The following is a 17,446-nucleotide window of genomic DNA, read 5'->3' as shown; positions in this document are numbered from 1 at the left end:
GCAAGCCGTTCCGCCGAGTTCCTCGACGCGGTCGGGAGCGGGGCAGCGGGAGGCGACGGAACCGCAGCCATGGCCCTCTCTGGTTATACAGTGGTGTACAAGTCGAGGCTAGACCGGTTATACAGCTATGTACAACCAGCGGTAATGCGAGGTGGATCACACGATGGGCAAGCTGCGCACACCGCGCGGGATGTGGGTCGAAGAGGGACTGCGGGCGCTGGCCACGGGCGGCGTGGATGCGGTACGCGTCGAGGTCCTGGCCAAGACACTGGGCGTCACCAGGGGCGGGTTCTACGGCTACTTCGCCAACCGTGACGCGCTGCTGACGGAGATGCTCGACGCCTGGGAGCGAGAGAGCGTCGACGACGTCCTCGACCGGATCGAGCACGAGAGCGGCGACGTTCTGGACAAGATCCGGCTGGCCGGGCAACTCACCTTCTCCAGCGACCGCCTGCTGCCCATAGACCTGGCCATCCGCGACTGGGCCCGCCGCGACCAGGCGGTCGCCGACCGCCTGCGCCGCGTGGACAACCGGCGCATGCAGCTGCTACGCGACGCGTTCAGCACGCTCTGCACAGACCCCGACGAGGTCGAGGCCCGCAGCCTGCTCTCCTTCTGCATGGCCATCGGCAGCCACTTCCTCGCCGCCGACCACCCCGGCCGAACCCGCGCCCAGGTTCGGGCCCACGCCAGCGAGTTCATCTTCAACCGCCCGCCCGGCAAGGCCGACCCCACGGATCCGCCGACGAGCCAAGGGCTGTCCGGTGGGTCACCCACGCAGCCGTAGCCGGCTCCGACTCGCCCCTGCGGACGTACTGTGCCCGGTTGAAGCCGGTGGGACGACCTCCACACCGGCGCGCGAATGTTGGTGGCGCTGTCTTCGCGTTGAGCGCTAGCATCGGGGCCGGCTTGGTGCAGCCGGCCGCTCGCGCCCGTCAGGGTTGGGTGAATGCACTGGTTGGGTCGTCTCTCATCGGCTCACCGATCGCGGCACCGGCCGACAATGCGAGCATCGGCAGGACGGGCCGCGCGGAAGGCCGACGCAATGACACCCACGAGTACCGATCACGCCAAGAAGCTTGCCAAGCTCCTGCGCGACGATCTCGCTGCGGCAGGATTCAGCATCCCCCACAGCCTCGCGCTCGAGGTGATCGCACACCAAATGGGCACCAAGGACTGGAACGTCCTCGCTGCCCTGGTGCGCCCGTCCGGATGCCCTGCCCCGTCGGCCATCAGCCCGGGCGTGCCGGTTCTGCGGGTGATGTCCGTTGCGGAGGCTCTGCCGTTCTACGTCGACTACCTGGGCTTCACGGTGGACTGGGAGCACCGCTTCGAGCCCGGCCTGCCCCTGTACGTGCAAGTGTCCCGGTCAGCGGCCGTCTTGCACTTGTCCGAGCATCACGGCGATGGCAGTCCGCACAGTGTGGTGTGGCTCCCGGTCGCCGACGTGTCCGGATTGCGCAAAGAACTGCTCGCCCGGCCCGACGCACGGATTCGACCTGGCATCGACCGAGACGCACCCGGCGGACCGACGTTGGAGGTCATCGATCCGTACGGCAATGTGCTGCGCTTCGCACAGCCACCGACGGACTGACTTTCCGGTTCGATGGATCTTGCAGTCGCGGGTCAGCGGGTGGCGGCGAGGACGGCGTCGGCCATCGCCTTCTCACCGGTGGCGTTGGGGTGGAACGGCGCCGCAGCGTCGGTGATGAGCGGTTCGATCCAGCGGGTTCCGACCGGCTTGCAGACGTCGTGCCCCACGGACTTGGAGTAGGTGTCGACGTACACGGCGCCGTGCTCGGCCGCCTGCTTGGCGATCATGGTGTTGAGATGCTTGTGGGTGTCGCGCAGCCAGGGGGCGTCGCCCTTGGCGATGGAGACGACGGCGGGGCAGTTGCTGCCGTCGTCGGGCAGGATCGCCGGGTAGCCGGTGATGAGGATCTTGGCATGCGGGGCGCGTCCCCGGATGTCGTCGAGAGCCTTGGAGATCTTGGGCGCGGTGTTCTCGATGGTGGCGGCGAGTTCGTCGTGCCCGGTCCAGGTGTAGCTCTTCCTGCACGGCGAGCCGAGCGGATTGAGCAGGCCGAGGGAGACGCAGCGGACGATGATGTCGCCGAAGCCGATGTCGTTGCCGCCGATGGTGAGGGTGACCACATCGGTGTCGGCGCTCAGCGCGTCCAACTGCGGGGCGACGGACGGGAACTGGGCGGAGTTGAGGTCTTCGGTGGTGGCTCCTCCGCAGGTGACGTCCTGGTGCGCGCCGGGGGTGAGCGCGCTGTTGACCACGGAGGGGTAGTTCCGGTCGGAGCGCGAACAGGTCTCGTCGACCGTGTTCGGTACGCCGGCCCCGGACGCATAGGAGTCGCCCAGAGCGACATAGCGGTGGACGGTGACGTCGTCCGCCAGCGCGGGGCTCGCACCGAGCCCGGCGCCGGTGGTCACGGCGGCGGTGGCGGTGGCGAGGGCAACGGCCGTTCTGGCGCGGCAGCTGGGCATGCGTGAGCGCATGACGGTACCTCTCGTGAGCGGGGAAAGGCGTGGCACTGCCCTGCAGTTACTGGTCAGTTGCACTGAGAGGTAAATATGTGGTCGGCTTCACGGGGCGTCAAGAGGTGGGACAGCACTTGCTTCCGGTGCCACGCACAACGCCTCACCGGCGACGATCGGCTCCGCCGGGCGCCGGAGCGCGCGGCACTACAGTGGGCATACGCCCATCCCCGGCAGGGGGAACGGGCCGACGAGGCGAGGAGGAGCCGCACGGTGCCGACAGGGGTGGCAATCCGCGACGTACGCGAGCAGCTCTTCGACGCCGCCGAGCGCGTCCTGCTCAGGGACGGGCCGAACGCGCTGACCAGCCGCGCTGTGACCACCGAGGCAGGCTGCGCCAAGGGCGTACTGCACCGGCACTTCGCCGACTTCGACGCCTTCCTCACCGAGCTCGTGCAGGACCGCGTAGGCCGGCTCGACAGCCAGGCCGCGGCCCTGCGCGACTCCGCCGGGAGCAGCACCGTCGCCGGCAACCTCACCGCCGCACTGACGGAGCTCTTCGGCTCGGTCGCGGTGGCGATCGTCGGCCTCGTCACCTCCCGGGACGAGCTGCGCGCACGGCTGCGGCGGACCAGGCCGACGGGCATCCCTCTGCTGGCGGAGGCCACGGCCATGGTCGCCTCCTACCTCACCGCCGAACGCCAACTCGGCCGTATCGCAGCGGACTCCGATGTGGACACCCTCGCCCCCACCCTGATCGGGGCCGGGCACCTGCTGTTCGCCGACCGGAAAAGCGCACCACCGCCGGCCGAAACCGTTCGCAGAACCGTGACCACGGTCCTCTCCGGCGTGGCACGCGAGGCCAGGGCCTGAACAGCGCGGCACCGCGCCCCCTCCCGCGCCGGGGTTCCGCGCCGCATCGGAGGGGAAAGCAGCTCACGCCTGCCATCGCAGAACAGGCACCGCAGAACAGACTGTCCCAGGACGGCCCGTCGCAGGACAGAGCGTCGCAGACCAGACCGCCGCAGCACAGGTGAGGAGCAGCCCGTTGGGTTACGTCACGTCACAGGAGTGGGACCGGCACTATGCGGACGGCCGTGGCTTCCGGCCGCTCGGCGATGCCGAACGGGCGCTGCTCACCGAGCACCTGGCAGCGCCCGGCGACGGCACCGCCCTGGACGTCGGCTGCGGCACCGGTGAACTGGCCCACTTTCTGGCCGGACTCGGCTATCGGGTGGACGCCGTCGACCAGGCGGACAGCGCCCTGACCCGTGCCCGCGCGGAGCATGCCGCGGGCGACAAGGTGCGGTGGCTGCGGCTGGACGTCGAGCACGACGACTTCGCCGAGCTGCGCGAGTGCGGATACCACCTGATCACCCTGCGGCTCGCCTACCCCTTTCTGCGGGACCGCGCTCGTGTCCTGCGCGGGCTCGGCGAACGGCTGCGGCCCGGCGGCGCGTTGGTGGTGATCACTCCGCTCGCGGAGCGCGTGTCCCCGGAGCGGCGGGACATCGCCCTGGACGAGGAGGAGATCGGCTTGCTGGCCGAGGGCTGGGGGCACGTGGAGCGGTTCGACGCGGGCGGTCTCGCGATGCTGGTGCTGCGGGGGGCGCCGCACTCCTTCGTAGCGGTGGAGAAGGGCCGGCCGGTTCCGCGTGCGGTGGCCGGCGCGTGTGGGGTCGTCACCGACGGCAGCGGCCGGGTGCTGCTGGGGCGGTCCGTCGACGGCATGTGGGAGCTGCCCGGCGGACGTACCGAGTCCGGCGAGTCCTTCGAGGCCACAGCGGTCCGCGAGTTGGCGGAGGAGACCGGACTGCGCGCCGGCGTCGAGGATGCACAGCTGCGGACGATCCTGCTGGACGACAACGACGGGGTGCCGCGGGTGTCCGCCGTGGTGTGCGTCAACGCCTGGTCCGGCACGCTGATGTCTCCATGCCCCGAGCCGGACCGCTTCCGGCGGTGGGAGTGGCACGACCCGGGCGCCCTCGGCACGCTGGGGCCGGTCTTCGCACCTTCGGCCCAGGCGCTGGAGGCGGTGTGGCCCGGCGCCCTGCCCGGTCTGCCGCCTCTGCGTACGTACTCCCCCGCGTCCGACGACACGGCCGGCCTGTCGGCTGCCCCGGCGGTCGGCGAGTCGGGGGACGGCTCCGCTTCCCCGTCGGCCGGACGGGACAGCAGGGCAGCACGCGGTGTCTGGCCGACCATCGAGGGCCTGGCCCGAACCTTCGACGCACACAGCGATGCTCGTGGCCTGGACCGGGAGCAGCAGTGGACGTTGCAGGTGCTGAAGCTCTCGGAGGAGACGGGCGAGGCGGCCCAGGCCGTCATCGGCGTCCAGGGCACCAATCCCCGCAAGGGGTACAGCCACTCCTGGGAGGACGTGCACGCCGAGGTGGCGGACGTGGTCATCACCGGCCTGGTCGCCCTCGCCCGCATGCGGCCCGCGGACGCGGCGGACTACCTCGACCGCCAACTCACCGCGAAAGCCGCCAGGTTCCGCTAGGTCCGCTCACCGTTCGGGCCGGAGACGGGCGCGATGCCAGGCCGCATCGCGCAGCAGGCGGAGCCCGTTGAGGCCGACCAGGACGGTGGAGCCCTCATGGCCGGCGACGCCGAGCGGCAGCGGGAGGGTGCCGAACAGATCCCAGGCGGCCAGCACGGCGATGAAGGCGCCGGCGATGACGAGGTTCTGCATGACGAGGCGGCGTGCGGCGCGGGAGAGGTTGACGACGGTGGGGATGGCGGCGAGTTCGTCGCGGACCACCACGGCGTCGGCGGTTTCCAGCGCGAGGTCGGAACCGGCCTTGCCCATGGCGATGCCGGTGTGTGCGGCGGCCAGCGCGGGCGCGTCGTTGACGCCGTCGCCGACGACCAGCACCCGGCGCCCGGCCGCTTCCCACTCCCGGACCGTGGCGACCTTGTCCTGCGGCAACAAGCAGGCGCGGACATCGGTGATCCCGGTCCGCGCCGCCGGCAGTGCGGCGGCACGTTCGTTGTCGCCGGTGACCAGCACGGGCGAGGCGCCGGTGAGGGACGTCAGCGCGGACACCGCCTCTGCCGCATCGGGCCGCAACCGGTCGGCGATGCCCAGCACCCCGACCGGGCGGCCGTCGGCGAGCACCACCACAGCCGTACGGCCGGCCTCCTCCAACTCCCGCACCGTCTCGCGGGCAGCCTCCTCCAACTCCCGCACCGGCCCGTGGGCGGCGTCCTCCGGCTGCCGCGCCGTTCCGGGCCCGGCGCTGTCGGCCGGCCGGGTGTCGTGGTGCAGGAGGCGGCTGGGGGCGCCGACCTGGATGCGGTGGCCGTCGACGGTTGCGGTGACGCCCAGGCCGGGGGTGGAGGCGAAGTCGTCGGCGGTCCGGAGAGGGAGGCCGCGGGAGCGGGCGGCGTCGACGACGGCGCGGGCCAGCGGGTGCTCGCTGGCCCGCTCGGCTGCGGCCGCCCGGCTCAGCAGCGCCTCCTCGGTCAGCCCGGAGCCGGGCAGCGGGCGCAGGTCGGCCAGGTGCGGGGTGCCTTCGGTGAGGGTGCCGGTCTTGTCCAGGGCGACCGCGTCGGTCTGCCCCAGGCGTTCCATGACGACCGCGGACTTCACCAGCACACCGTGCCGACCGGCGTTGGCGATCGCGGAGAGCAGCGGCGGCATGGTGGCCAGCACGACCGCGCACGGCGAGGCGACGATCATGAACGTCATCGCGCGCAGCAGCGTCGGCTGGAGGGCGGCGCCGAGCAGAAGGGGCACCGCGAAGAGGGCGAGCGTGGCGGCGACCATGACGAGGGAGTACCGCTGCTCGACCTTCTCGATGAACAGCTGGGTGGGGGCCTTGGTCTCGGATGCCTCCTCGACCATGGCCACGATCCGGGCGAGCACCGAGTCGGACGGATCGCGCTCCACCCGGACCCGCAGCGCTCCGGTGCCGTTCACGGTGCCGGCGAACACCTCGTCCCCGGTCTGCTTGGTGACCGGCAGCGGCTCGCCGGTGATGGTTGCCTGATCCACGTCACTCTCGCCGTCGAGGACCTGGCCGTCGGCGCCGACCCGCTCTCCGGGGCGTACGAGGATCACGTCGCCCACCGCGAGGGACCGGGCCGCAACGGTCTCCTCGCCGCCGTCGGGCAGCAGCCGGCTCGCGGTCGCCGGAGCGAGATCGAGCAGGCCGCGGACCGAGTCCGCCGTCCGCGCGGTGGCGACCGCCTCCAGGGCGCCGGAGGTGGCGAAGATGACGATCAGCAGCGCGCCGTCCAGCACCTGCCCGATCGCCGCCGCACCGAGCGCCGCGACGACCATCAGCAGATCCACGTCCAGCGTTCTGTCCTTGAGCGCCTTGAGCCCCTCCCAACCCGGCTCCCAGCCGCCGGTGACGTAGGTGGCGGCGAACAGCGGGGCCCAGGTCCACACCGGGGCACCGAGCAGGTTCAGCGGCAGCGCGAGCAGGAACAGCACGAGCGCGGCGAGTGCCCAGCGCGCCTCGGGCAGCGCCAGCACACGAGTACGCCGCCGCGGCGCGACCGGCGGGGCGGCCGAAGGCGCGGAGGGCTTGGTCAGGGTGGAGGTCATGGCGAACGGACGCCCTTCGCTGGGGTGAGAAGCGACTCGCTCACCATACAGGAACGCTTGAACAGCTATTCATGTGTTCACCTCCGTAGGATGGAGCCCATGGGCCATGGAGCGAACACCCCCGAAGCCGACGCCACCCCGCGCACCCGCCTCACCTCGGAGAACGCGTCGCAGGTCGCCGCCACCCTGCAGGCCCTGGCCACACCGTCACGGCTGCTGATCCTGGCCCGGCTGCGCGAAGGGCCGTGCGCGGCAACGGAACTGGCCACCTCCGTCGGTATGGAGCAGTCCGCGTGCTCCCACCAGCTGCGGCTGCTGCGCAATCTCGGCCTTGTCACCGGCACCCGGCAGGGCCGCTCCGTGGTCTACACGCTGCACGACAACCATGTCGCCGCCCTGCTCGACCAAGCCCTGTACCACGTCGAACATCTCCGTCTCGGCCTCACCGACACCGTGGACGAAGCCGTCGCGGCGTCAGGGTGAGAGCGGCGGGATCTCGGCCAGGAGGTCGCTGCGGCGGGCCGGGCGGGTGAGGGCGAGGAGGGCCTGGTCGTCCTGGGCGGGCCCGGCGCTGTGCCGGTGTACGTCGGTGACCAGGAAGTCGAGGACGGTGTGCGGATCCGCCGGGTAGCCGGTGTTGCGCCGGTAGGCGTCCAGCATCTGGGAGACCCGGTCGGCCGGGTCGTAGAAGGTGCCGCTGCGGTCCCGTGCCTCGGTGACACCGTCGGTGAAACACAGCAGCGTCCCGCCCGGCGGGAGGTCGTAGGTCTCCACGGGCGAGATCCAGGAGCCGAGGGTCGTGATCCCCAGCGGCGGCGCCTCCTGCCGGGGCTCCAGCACCTGGGCATGGCCCGCCGGATCCAGGAGCAGCGGCGGCGGATGGCCACGGTTGACCAGCCGGACCTGCTCCAGGTCCGGGGCGAACTCGACGAGCAGCGCGGTGGTGAACCCCTCGGTCTGCTCCAGCCCACCCTGCCGCTGCCCCTCCCTCGCGAGCGTCTCCTCAAGCGACTCCACCACCGTGAGCAGGTCGGCGCAGTGGTCCGCGGCGTAGCGGAAGGCACCGATGTCCGCGCTGACCACCGAGATGGCGGACAGCCCCTTGCCGCGCACGTCACCGATCATCGCGCGCACCCCGTACGGCGTCTCCTGGACCACGTACAGGTCGCCCCCGATGAGGGCCGTCTCGTCGGCGGGGACGTACCGCGCCACGACGTGCAGGCCCCCCGTGCGCTCGGGCGGAGTGGGCAGTACCGCCTGTTGGGCCACCTGGGCGGCGTGCCGGGCCTTGTCGGCGGTGGCATGGTGCGAGCGCATGGTCCGGTTCAGCCCGACCGCCAGCGCGGTGATGGCCACCAGGGTGAGCTGGGTGCCGATACCGCTCTGCGGCCCGAACGTGCCGCTCGAGTAGGCCAGCCCGGCGTGCGCGGCCATGGCGGCGGCGCCCACGGCCACGATGGTCAGCGGCTCCAGCACCGGCGCGGCCACCACCGGCGCCACGGCGAGCAGAGGTGCCGTGGAAACCCAATGACGCGCGAGCAGATCCAGCCCGACGGCAAGCACGAGCACCCCGGCGGGCACCCACCGGTAGATCCGTCGCCACACCCACACCTGACTCACCCGAACATCCTGCCCCTCGATCGTGCTGCTGCGCGCTTCCCCGTACCGCCGAGGCCGCAGGTTCCGGCATGCGGCCGTCCACCTGCTCCAAGCAGGATGGTCACCGGTGATGCGTTCGGCCACCGGCCGCGCCGGTGCGGACGGTGCTGCCCGAAGGCGCTATCTGAGGAGCCATTTCCTGACCAGTTCCAATACCTCCGCACGGCTGCGGCCAACATGCTCGGCGGCGATGAAGTGGTTGCCGATCCGCAGGGAGACGGCGAGCATGCAGCGGATTTCGACATCGTTCTCGTCGGTGCAGAAGGCGCCGAAGAGGGAACGCAGATACGCCATCCGCCGGTTGTCGACACGGCGGAGCCGCCGCGCGACGGCTTCGTCGCGCCGTGCCCAGTCGCGGACCGCGAGGTCGGCGGCGGTGCCCGTCACCGGTCCCTGGCCGGCCGAGGCGATGATGAACAGCCGTTCCAGTCTCGCCTTGGCGTCTCCCCCATCGCGCTCCACCTGCTCGATGACGTCGTCCGTGACCGTACGCTCCCACGTGTCGAGCATTTCGGTGAGCAGCGCGTCACGGTTGCCGAAGTACCCGTAGAAGCCGCCCTTGCTGACGCCGAGTGCCTGCGCCAGCGACTCGATCCGGACCGCCTCCGGGCCGCCGGCGGCGAGCGCGCGCAGCCCCTCCTCGATCCACCTGTCGCGAGGTGTCCGGGTCACGCCCATGATGTCTCCCCTCACGTCTCCCCGAGCCTTCCATACGGAGCCGTATATACGGGGTGACTTCCGTCTATACGTAACCGTATAGCGAGGGATGAGCCCGAGCGGCCGCTCGGCGGCGGGGCGTCACAGCGCACTGCCGTCCCGGCGTATGGGGCCCCAGCTGCCGGGCTGGCGGGTGATGACGGCGTCCGCTTCGGCGATGACGCGGTCATCGATCCAGCCCAGCGGGTCGACGTCCCGGACCAGCGGCTCATTGTCGGGGCCACGGCCCATCTCCTGCCCCCTCAGGACCCAGGGGCGGGTCAGTGAGTCCTTGACACGGGGCAGATGGGAGTAGTCGTACAGACGGCGGGCCACCCACACTCGCGCGGGGCGGTCCTCCCACCACGCCTCCACGTCGAGCGGGCTGGCGGACAGCCCGGGCATCGCCGCGCCCGTCAGGTCGTCCATGCTCGAGACCCTTTGCAGGTCGACCGACGGACCACGGGACCAGCGCACATACAGTCTGCTGCGCTCGGTGACCAGCTCGGTGAGGGCGTCCAGGGTGGTGAAGACAGGCATGGCAGCTGTCGGGTCCATGGTCGAGCTCCTGTCGCGGCCTTCCGTCGGCCGGCCCGGGACAGCCGAAGGCGTCTCAGCCGGTCGGCAGGGCGTGCATCCTGCGGGCGGCATCCGGCGCGCTCTCCCCCGCGCCGGTGCACTCGGCGCTGCCCGTCATGATGTCCCGTGCCTTGGTCACGGTGGGCTCTCCCTTCCTCGACCACCTCCGGCACCCGCCACCGGCCGGTGACCGGCGCCCTGGCTGACGTGGCCCGGGTTCCCCTCCTCCACCAGCAGTAACGGACACAGTCGTCAGACCGGGGCCGAGAAGACGAACCGTACGTCGGTGAGCTGTTCCGACACCTCCCACAGCCGGCGGCCGGTTTCCGCGTCGTCCGCTGCGGCGGACAGCCGCGCCCGGGTGGGGGCGCCGCGCAGTTCGGCCGGCCCGTCGGGGCCGATGAACTGGCCGCCTGCCACGCTCGGCTCGGTCGCGGCGTAGAGCTGGGGCAGGGCGCCGCGGGCCGGAGTCTGGGCGAGCAGCGGGTTGCCGATGCGGCCCAGGAGCAGTCGCCACAGACCGGTCGGAGTACCCCACTGGAGGTTGGTCGCGGTGTAGCCGGGATGAGCGAGCACGCTGCGCACCGGGCTGCCGGCCGCGGTCAGCCGCCGGTGGAGTTCCCGCCCGAAGACGGCGTTGGCGAGCTTCGACCGGTTGTAGGAGCCCATGGGCGAGTAGCGGTGTTCACCGTCGAGGTCGTCGAAGTCGAGGCGGGCCTTGCGGTGGTTGACCGAACTCACCGTCACCACCCGGGGGTCACGGCCGGCGGTCAGCGGGTCGAGCAGCAGCCCCGTGAGCGCGAAGTGGCCCAGGTGGTTGCAGGCGAACTGGAGCTCGTGCCCCTGCGCGCTCAGCGAGCGAGGTGGCGCCATCACACCGGCGTTGTTGACGAGCACGTCCAGCCGCGGGTGATCGGTGCCCAGCCGGTCGACGAAGGCGCGGACCGAGTCGAGATCGGCCAGGTCGAGGTGGCGCACCTCGAGGCGGGCATCCGGCTGCCCGGCGGTGATCTCCGCGACCGCCTGCCGCCCCTTCTCCTCGTCCCGCACCGCGAGGACGACGTGCCCGCCCCGGCGGGCGAGCGCCCTGGTGGTCGCCAGGCCGAGGCCGCTGTTGGCTCCGGTGACGACGAAGATCCGCCCGGTCTGGTCCGGTATCTGCTCGATGGTCCAACCCTGTTCCGCTGTCATGCGGCACAGATTGCACTGACTGGCACTTGGTGTCAAACATGTCAACTGGCGCCATGCAGGGCACCCGGCTACGATGGTCCGGTGACTTCCCGCCCAGAACTGAGCCTGGCCCAGCGCAAACGTCAGCTCGTCGCGGACGAACTGACCGAGGCTGCGCTGCAACTACTGGCGCTGAAAGGGTTCGACGCGGTCACCGTCGACGAGATCGTGGCCACCGCGGGCGTTTCCAAGCGGACGTTCTTCCGGTACTTCGCGTCCAAGGAGGACGTGGTCGTCCAGTTCCTGGCCGACATGGGCACCGACGTCCGGGCGGAGTTGGCGTCCCGCCCCGTGCCCGAACCGCCGTCCGTCGCGCTGCGGCACGCTGTCTGGGTCCCCCTCGCCGCCTGCGCCGACCATTCCGAGAGGGCGCTGCGAGTGGTGCAGCTGATTCTGCGTACTCCCGCCCTGCACGCACGCTTTCTGGAGCGCCAGGCGCAGTGGCGCGACGATCTGGCGGCGGAGTTGGCACGCCGCCTGGAACTCGACGGAGAGGCGGAGCTCTACCCGCGTCTGGCCGCCGGGATGGCGCTGTCCGCCTTCGACGCCGTGCTGCACCGGTGGAGCGGCAGCGACGGCGCCGAGGACCCGGCCGCACTGACCGACTGGGCCTTCGCCGTGATCGCCCCGGCCTTGGACGCCGTCGAACGACCGACTCCCGCCGATACGTGACCTGACACGGAGAGGCGGCGCCGGGGAAGTGCCGGTGTTGTGGGGCTGGTTCAGGCGGCCGGCGTGGGCAGCGACGCGAGCCAGTCGGTCAGCAGCCGGTTGGTCTCCTGGGGGCGCTCCTGCTGGATCCAGTGGCCGCAGTCTTCGAGGATGTGGGAGGAGTGCAGGCTCGGGAGGGTGGTCGGGTAGGCGTCGATGGCGTCGCGCAGCCAGGTGGTGGAGGCGTCCAGGCCGCCGCCTGCGAACAGCGACGGCTGGGTGAGGGCAGCGCCGTCGAAGTCGGCGAGCTCCTCCCAGTCCCGGTCCATGTTGCGATAACGGTTGAGGGCCCCGGCGAACCCCGTCCGCTCGAACTCCCCGGCGAAGAAGTCGAGATCCTCGTCGCTGAGCCAGCTAGGCAGCTGACCGTTCGGAAACCGGTCACGCATCAGGCCGCCCTGGGCGATGAAATGCGGGTCCGGTGCGCCCTTGGCCGGCATGGTGTCGGCGGACAGGGCCGCGTAGACGCCGGCGAGCCAGCCGCGGACATCGGGCTCGATTTCGGCCTCGGCACGGCCGGGCTGCTGGAAGTAGGAGACGTAGAACTCCTCGTCGCCGCCCACCCGGGCGAAGACCTCGGTGGGCCGGGGGCCGCCACGCGGGCTGTAGGGGACGCTCAGCATCCCTACCGCGCGGAAGACGTCCGGACGGACGAGGGCGGAGTTCGCGGCGATGGGCGAGCCCCAGTCGTGCCCGACGATCACTGCGGTCCGCTCACCGAGGGCGTGCACGACCGCGACGTTGTCCTCCACCAGGTCGAGCATCCGGTACGCGGCCGTCTCCGCGGGCTTCGAGGAACGGCCGTAGCCCCGTACGTCGACGGCGACGGCGCGGTATCCGGCCGCTGCCAGCGCGGGCAGTTGGTGGCGCCAGGAGTACCAGGACTCGGGGAAGCCGTGGACGAGCAGCACCAGTGGACCGCTGCCCTGCTCGACCAGGTGGATCCGGCCGGCCGGCGAGGGGACCAGCCGGTGCGTGAGTTCCTGCGTCAGGTCCTTGGTCTGCGACGACATATGCCCTCCGAAGCTGCTGAACTGCCGAGCGCCGTGCCCGTTACCGGACTCATCGGCCGGTCGGCCGGTCGGCCCGGTAACGATCATGTGGCCCATCGCGCCCGGATGCCAGCCCTGTTGCCGGTCCGGCAAAAAACCTGTGGGTCCGCCCGGCTGTCAGGTCAGTGGCTGGTCGCCTGCCGGGCGGGACCACCAGCCGGCCTCGCCGCGGGTACGGATTTCTTCGACGACGGCCGGCTCGGCCTTGAGCGCGCTGCCGGTTCCTGGCCGGTCAACGGGGGCTGTCCCGCTGAGGGAGGCTGTGGGGCAGCTACTGCGCTGCTCAACTCCCCCAGGTTCAGCGCTGCAGCAGTCCGCGTTCCAGTGCGACGACCACCGCGTGGGTGCGGTCGCTGACGTCGAGCTTGGCGAACACCCGCAGCAGGTGGGTCTTGACGGTGGCCTCCGCGATGTGCAGCCGACGGCCGATGGCGGCGTTCGACAACCCGTCGGCGGCGGCCGAGAGCACCTCCGCTTCGCGGGAGGTGAGCGCGGCGGCGGCCGGCCGCCGCATCCGGGCCACGAGGCGTTCGGCCACCCGGGGCGCCAGCACCGTCTCGCCCCGGTGTGCGGCGCGGATCGCGTCGACGAGCTGTTCCCGGGTGGTGTCCTTGAGGAGATAGCCCACGGCACCTGCCTCGACGGCGCGTTCGATCTCCTCGTCGGTGTCGTACGTGGTGAGGATCAGCACCCGGGTGGGAACGGGCCCGGCGACCACGCGCGCTGTGAGGTGCACCCCGTCGAGGACCGGCATCCGCAGGTCGACGAGGGCGACGTCCGGCCGGAGGGACTCCACCAAGTCCAGCGCCTCGCCGCCGTCGCCCGCCTCGCCTACGACGGTGATCGAGGGCTCGGGGGCAAGCAGGGCCACGACTCCGGCCCGCATCACCGTGTGGTCGTCCACCACCAGGACCCGGATCGTGTCCTGGCCTGCGCGCTCCGGCCCGGTCGGCTGCCCGCCGCTCACGCCGCGGCCCCCTCGGTGACGGGCAGCGCGCCCAGGATGCGGGTGCCCTCGCCTGGCGCACTGGTGACGGTCAGTTCGCCGCCCAGCTCCGCCAGCCGTCTGTCCATGCCGTCCAGCCCGAAGCCGCGGGCACGCTCCACGACGAAGCCCTTCCCGTCGTCGGTGATCTCCAACTCGATGCGGTCGGCGTCCCCGGTGAGCAGCAGGCCGACGGTGGAGGCCGCGGCGTGCTTGCGGATGTTCGCGAGCGATTCCTGGGTGCAGCGCAGCAGCGCGATCCGCGTCGGCTGGTCGCACACGACGTCCTGGAGATCCGCTTCGACGCGGATCCCGGTGTCCTGCGCGAACCGGTCCAGGGTTCTGCGGAGGGTCGCCGCCACCGAGCCGGGGGCGATGCCGCTGCGCGGCGCGGAGCCGACCAGGACGCGGGCTTCGGCCAGGTTCTCGCGGGCCGTCCGCTCGATCGACTCCAGCTGCCGCAGGCTCTCGCCCGGTGCCGCCGCCAGGTTGTCCCGCGCGGCCTCCGCCAGCACCACGATGGAGGCGAACCCCTGGGCGAGGGTGTCGTGGATCTCGCGGGCGAGCCGCTCCCGCTCCTCGGCGGCGCCCTGCCGTTGGTACGCCTCCGCCAACTGCCGCTGCGCGCTGGCCAGTTCGACACCCAGCCGGTGGGCGCGCTCCTCGCCCTGGGCCACCAGACGCCGCACCCACAGCCCCAGTCCTACACCGGCCGCGTACCCGAAAGCGGTGATCACCAGGTCGCCGGTGAAGAACTCCGGGTTCCACTGTTCCCGCGGCAGGCCGGCGACGACGGACACGAAGGCGCCGGCACCGCTCCAGAGCACCGGGGCGCGGGAGCCACGTGCGTGGATCCAGAACAGCGGCAGTGACACCACGAACAGGGCCGCGCCGCCGCCGAGCGCCGCCGACAGCACGGCCATCCCGGCGACCAGCACGGCCAGAAACGTCCGTGGCCGCACCGCCGGGCGCTCCGCGCGTCCGCGCAGACCGGCGTAGCAGAGCCCGAGCACGGCCAGTACCGCCCAGGCGGTCAGCCGCGTCGCGAGGGCGTCGTCCACCACGCCGATGGTGGGAGGCGCCAGCCCGAACAGCACCCAGGTGACGGAGTACCAGCGGTGGAACGTGGCGGCGGAAGCCCGTTCGCCGAGCTGGAGCCAGGGACGCATGAGCTCACCCTATGCGGGCCGGCAGCGGTTCAGGACGCGTGGCCGGGGGAGTCGGTGCCCGGCGCGCGGGCCACCAGGAGCGCTCGCCCAACAACAGCATCAGCGCGGGCAGTACCAGCAGCCGGATGACGAAGGCGTCCAGCAGCACCGCGACGGCGAGGCTGAACCCGATCTGTTTCATCTCGATCAGATGCAGCGCCGCAAAGCTCGCGAAGACCGTCACCATCACGACCGCCGCGCTGGTCACCACACCGGCGGAGCTTCGTACGCCCGCCATGACGGCCTGCCGGGTGGGCAGACCGCTCTGTGCCGCCTCCCGTATCCGGCTGATCACGAACACCTGGTAGTCCATGGAGAGGCCGAAGAGGATCACGAAGAGGAACAGCGGCACCCGGGAGCCGATGGAGCCGGTGGAGGTGAAGTCCAGCAGCCCCTCCGCCCAGCGGTGCTGGAAGACGGCGACCAGCACGCCGAGCGACGCCGCTGCCGAGAGCAGATTGAGTACGACCCCGACCAGGCCGAGGACCACCGAGCGGAACGCCCACACCGTCATCGCGAACGTGACCAGCAGCAGCGCACCGACGACCAGCGGCAGTTGCTGCTTCTGGTGGGCGGGATAGTCGACATGGCGGGCAACGTCACCGGTCACGGCGAGCTCCGCGCCGGGCAGCGCGGTCGCCGCGTGCGGTACGTAGCGCTCGCGGAGCCGTTCCAGCGAGGAGCGGGCCTCGGCGGTGCTCACATGGTGCGGGACGGGCAGTTCCAGCATGCTGATCCGGCCGTCGGGCGATACCCGGATCTGCGGCGTACCGCCCAGAGCCGGGTCGGACTCGGCTTCCTCCGCCAGGCTGTGCAGCGCCCTGGCCACCTGGTCGGCACGGTCGGCACCGGCCCGCACCACGACCCTGTGGGTGGCCTTCAGTTCGGGGAACTCGGCGTTCAGCCGGTCGTAGGTCCGCATCGCGGCGACGGAGCGGGGGTGCGTTTCGCGGCCCATGTCGGTCAGGTTGATGCCGACCACGGGTGCCGCCAGTGCGAGCAGCACTGCCACGGCGAAGCCCAGGGTGGCGGCGGGCCGGCGCTCCACGAGCCGGAGCACGGTACCGGTGAGCCTGCCCTCCCGGGCGCCGTCGCCGCCTCTGTTCGCCGGGTCGGTGCGGCGGCGTATGAGCGGCCGGGTGCCGCGTTCGGCACGCCGGGCCGTACGCCGCTCGGCGCGCTCCCCCATCACGGCGAGCAGGGCGGGCAGCACGGTCAGGGAGCTGACCACGGCCACGACGGTGACGACGATGGCGCCGGTCGCCAGCGAGGAGAAGATGACGTCGTCCGCCAGATAGAGCGTCGCGCTGGAGAGTGCGACGGCCAGCCCCGACCAGACCACGGCCCGCCCCGAAGTGGCCGCCGCGAGCTCGACCACGGCACGGGAGCTGAGTCTGCCGCCGGACCGGGCACGCTCCTCCCGCTCCCGCTTGAGGTAGAACAGGGTGTAGTCGACGCCGACGGCCAGCCCGATGAGCAGGATGACGTTGGTGCCCACGCCCGCGTCGGGGAAGACGTGCGAGGCCAGCATCGAAAGCCCCACGGCCGCGACGATGGACGTCAGCGCCAGCAGCAGCGGCACCAGGGCCATCGCCACCGAGCCGAACACCAGCAGCAGAGTGATCAGGGTGACCGGCAGGGCCACCTTCTCGGTGCGGGCGAGTTCGTCCGAGCGCAGCCCATCGACTCCCTTGCTGATGGACGAGCCGCCCGTCTGCTCGATCCGCAGGCCGGGGTGGTCGGCGGCCGACTTCCGAGTCTGCGCCAGCAGCGGGTCGACGTGCTTCTTGCCGTCGAGTTCGGAGCCCTTCAGGGCCACGTCCAGCCGCAGGGCTGCGCCGTTCGAGGCGCGTACCGGCGCGCTCACGGACCGGACTTCGGGGAGCTTCCGCATCCCCGCGGCGATTTCACGGGCGGCGGTGAGCGCTGCTGTGCCCGACAGCGAACGGCTCTTGTCTCCCCTGTTGTCTCCGCCCGGTTCCCGGGTGATCAGGACGTGTTCCACGGGCCGTTGCTGGAGTCCGCCCTGTGCGGCCATGGCCTCGGCGCGGCCCGCCTCGCCGATGCGGTAGTCCTCGGTGGTGGCGGCGTGGGTCCCCGCGGAGATCCCGGCGCCGAGGCACAGCGCGACGAAGAGGAACCACCCCACGATGCCCTTCCAGGGGTGCGCCGCACTCCAGCGTGCCGTGCGTACAACAATGTTGGTCATGGGAAACATGCTGGTCGCGGGCGGGTCGGCGGCGACAGCATCGCCAGGTTGAACCTGCCGTCAACCGGTCGG

General features: G+C 71.5%; 16 protein-coding genes. 6 read left to right on the top strand and 10 right to left on the bottom strand.

Features of this window, described 5'->3' with window-relative positions:
• The first annotated feature begins 163 nt into the window (after window positions 1-163).
• Both ACTWQF_RS27595 and ACTWQF_RS27590 read left to right on the top strand, forming a co-directional pair.
• Window positions 164-787, top strand: a complete 624-nt coding sequence (locus tag ACTWQF_RS27595) for a TetR/AcrR family transcriptional regulator (RefSeq protein ID WP_443282400.1) — start codon at window positions 164-166, stop codon at window positions 785-787.
• A gap of 258 nt (window positions 788-1,045) precedes the next feature.
• Window positions 1,046-1,594: a glyoxalase superfamily protein gene (locus ACTWQF_RS27590; RefSeq protein WP_443282399.1), complete on the top strand. Its 549-nt coding sequence runs from the start codon at window positions 1,046-1,048 to the stop codon at window positions 1,592-1,594.
• A 32-nt stretch (window positions 1,595-1,626) separates the two neighbouring features.
• On the opposite strand, the gene ACTWQF_RS27585 is transcribed toward ACTWQF_RS27590, so the two are convergent.
• Window positions 1,627-2,508, bottom strand: a complete 882-nt coding sequence (locus ACTWQF_RS27585) for an SGNH/GDSL hydrolase family protein (protein ID WP_443282398.1) — start codon at window positions 2,506-2,508, stop codon at window positions 1,627-1,629.
• 252 nt (window positions 2,509-2,760) lie between these two features.
• Here ACTWQF_RS27585 and ACTWQF_RS27580 point away from each other — a divergent pair, with 252 nt between their 5' ends.
• Window positions 2,761-3,360, top strand: coding sequence for a TetR/AcrR family transcriptional regulator (locus ACTWQF_RS27580; RefSeq protein WP_443282397.1), 600 nt, complete (start codon window positions 2,761-2,763; stop codon window positions 3,358-3,360).
• Between the two features lie 175 nt (window positions 3,361-3,535).
• On the top strand, window positions 3,536-4,990 hold the full coding sequence (locus tag ACTWQF_RS27575) for an NUDIX domain-containing protein (RefSeq protein WP_443282396.1): 1,455 nt from the start codon (window positions 3,536-3,538) through the stop codon (window positions 4,988-4,990).
• A gap of 6 nt (window positions 4,991-4,996) precedes the next feature.
• Here the strand turns inward: ACTWQF_RS27575 and ACTWQF_RS27570 are convergent, their stop codons facing one another.
• Window positions 4,997-7,045 carry a heavy metal translocating P-type ATPase gene (locus ACTWQF_RS27570; protein WP_443282395.1) on the bottom strand — a complete coding sequence of 683 codons (2,049 nt, stop codon included), beginning with the start codon at window positions 7,043-7,045 and terminating at the stop codon, window positions 4,997-4,999.
• Window positions 7,046-7,144: 99 nt separating this feature from the next.
• Here ACTWQF_RS27570 and ACTWQF_RS27565 point away from each other — a divergent pair, with 99 nt between their 5' ends.
• Window positions 7,145-7,528, top strand: coding sequence for an ArsR/SmtB family transcription factor (locus ACTWQF_RS27565; RefSeq protein WP_443282394.1), 384 nt, complete (start codon window positions 7,145-7,147; stop codon window positions 7,526-7,528).
• On the opposite strand, the gene ACTWQF_RS27560 is transcribed toward ACTWQF_RS27565, so the two are convergent.
• The 4 genes from ACTWQF_RS27560 to ACTWQF_RS27545 form a co-directional block, all read right to left on the bottom strand.
• The gene (locus ACTWQF_RS27560; RefSeq protein ID WP_443282393.1) at window positions 7,520-8,665 is read right to left on the bottom strand and encodes a PP2C family protein-serine/threonine phosphatase; all 1,146 of its coding nucleotides are present in this window, start codon (window positions 8,663-8,665) and stop codon (window positions 7,520-7,522) included. The genes ACTWQF_RS27565 and ACTWQF_RS27560 overlap by 9 nt on opposite strands.
• A 159-nt stretch (window positions 8,666-8,824) precedes the next feature.
• Entirely contained in the window at window positions 8,825-9,382 is a 558-nt protein-coding gene (locus ACTWQF_RS27555; RefSeq protein ID WP_443282392.1) for a TetR/AcrR family transcriptional regulator, read from the bottom strand.
• A gap of 120 nt (window positions 9,383-9,502) precedes the next feature.
• The gene (locus tag ACTWQF_RS27550) at window positions 9,503-9,958 is read right to left on the bottom strand and encodes a DUF6098 family protein (RefSeq protein WP_443282391.1); all 456 of its coding nucleotides are present in this window, start codon (window positions 9,956-9,958) and stop codon (window positions 9,503-9,505) included.
• 273 nt (window positions 9,959-10,231) lie between these two features.
• On the bottom strand, window positions 10,232-11,170 hold the full coding sequence (locus ACTWQF_RS27545) for an oxidoreductase (protein ID WP_443282390.1): 939 nt from the start codon (window positions 11,168-11,170) through the stop codon (window positions 10,232-10,234).
• Between the two features lie 81 nt (window positions 11,171-11,251).
• Between ACTWQF_RS27545 and ACTWQF_RS27540 the strand changes: the two genes are divergently transcribed.
• Complete coding sequence (locus ACTWQF_RS27540; protein WP_443282389.1) at window positions 11,252-11,881, top strand: TetR family transcriptional regulator; 630 nt, start codon at window positions 11,252-11,254, stop codon at window positions 11,879-11,881.
• 50 nt (window positions 11,882-11,931) lie between these two features.
• Here the strand turns inward: ACTWQF_RS27540 and ACTWQF_RS27535 are convergent, their stop codons facing one another.
• The 4 genes from ACTWQF_RS27535 to ACTWQF_RS27520 all read right to left on the bottom strand — a co-directional run bounded on the left by ACTWQF_RS27535 (window position 11,932) and on the right by ACTWQF_RS27520 (window position 17,374).
• On the bottom strand, window positions 11,932-12,933 hold the full coding sequence (locus ACTWQF_RS27535; protein WP_443282388.1) for an alpha/beta fold hydrolase: 1,002 nt from the start codon (window positions 12,931-12,933) through the stop codon (window positions 11,932-11,934).
• Between the two features lie 337 nt (window positions 12,934-13,270).
• Window positions 13,271-13,939, bottom strand: coding sequence for a response regulator (locus ACTWQF_RS27530; RefSeq protein WP_443282387.1), 669 nt, complete (start codon window positions 13,937-13,939; stop codon window positions 13,271-13,273).
• Entirely contained in the window at window positions 13,936-15,126 is a 1,191-nt protein-coding gene (locus tag ACTWQF_RS27525) for a histidine kinase (protein WP_443282386.1), read from the bottom strand. Before ACTWQF_RS27525 ends, ACTWQF_RS27530 begins: the two co-directional genes overlap by 4 nt.
• 4 nt (window positions 15,127-15,130) lie before the next feature.
• Window positions 15,131-17,374, bottom strand: coding sequence for an MMPL family transporter (locus tag ACTWQF_RS27520; RefSeq protein WP_443282385.1), 2,244 nt, complete (start codon window positions 17,372-17,374; stop codon window positions 15,131-15,133).
• Between the last annotated feature and the right edge of the window lie 72 nt (window positions 17,375-17,446).

It is taken from the genome of Streptomyces sp. 8N114 (assembly GCF_052245835.1).
Taxonomy (GTDB): Bacteria; Actinomycetota; Actinomycetes; order Streptomycetales; family Streptomycetaceae; genus Streptomyces.
The sequence above is the reverse complement of the archived record's forward strand: the minus strand, read 5'-3'. Positions and strand labels throughout refer to the sequence as shown.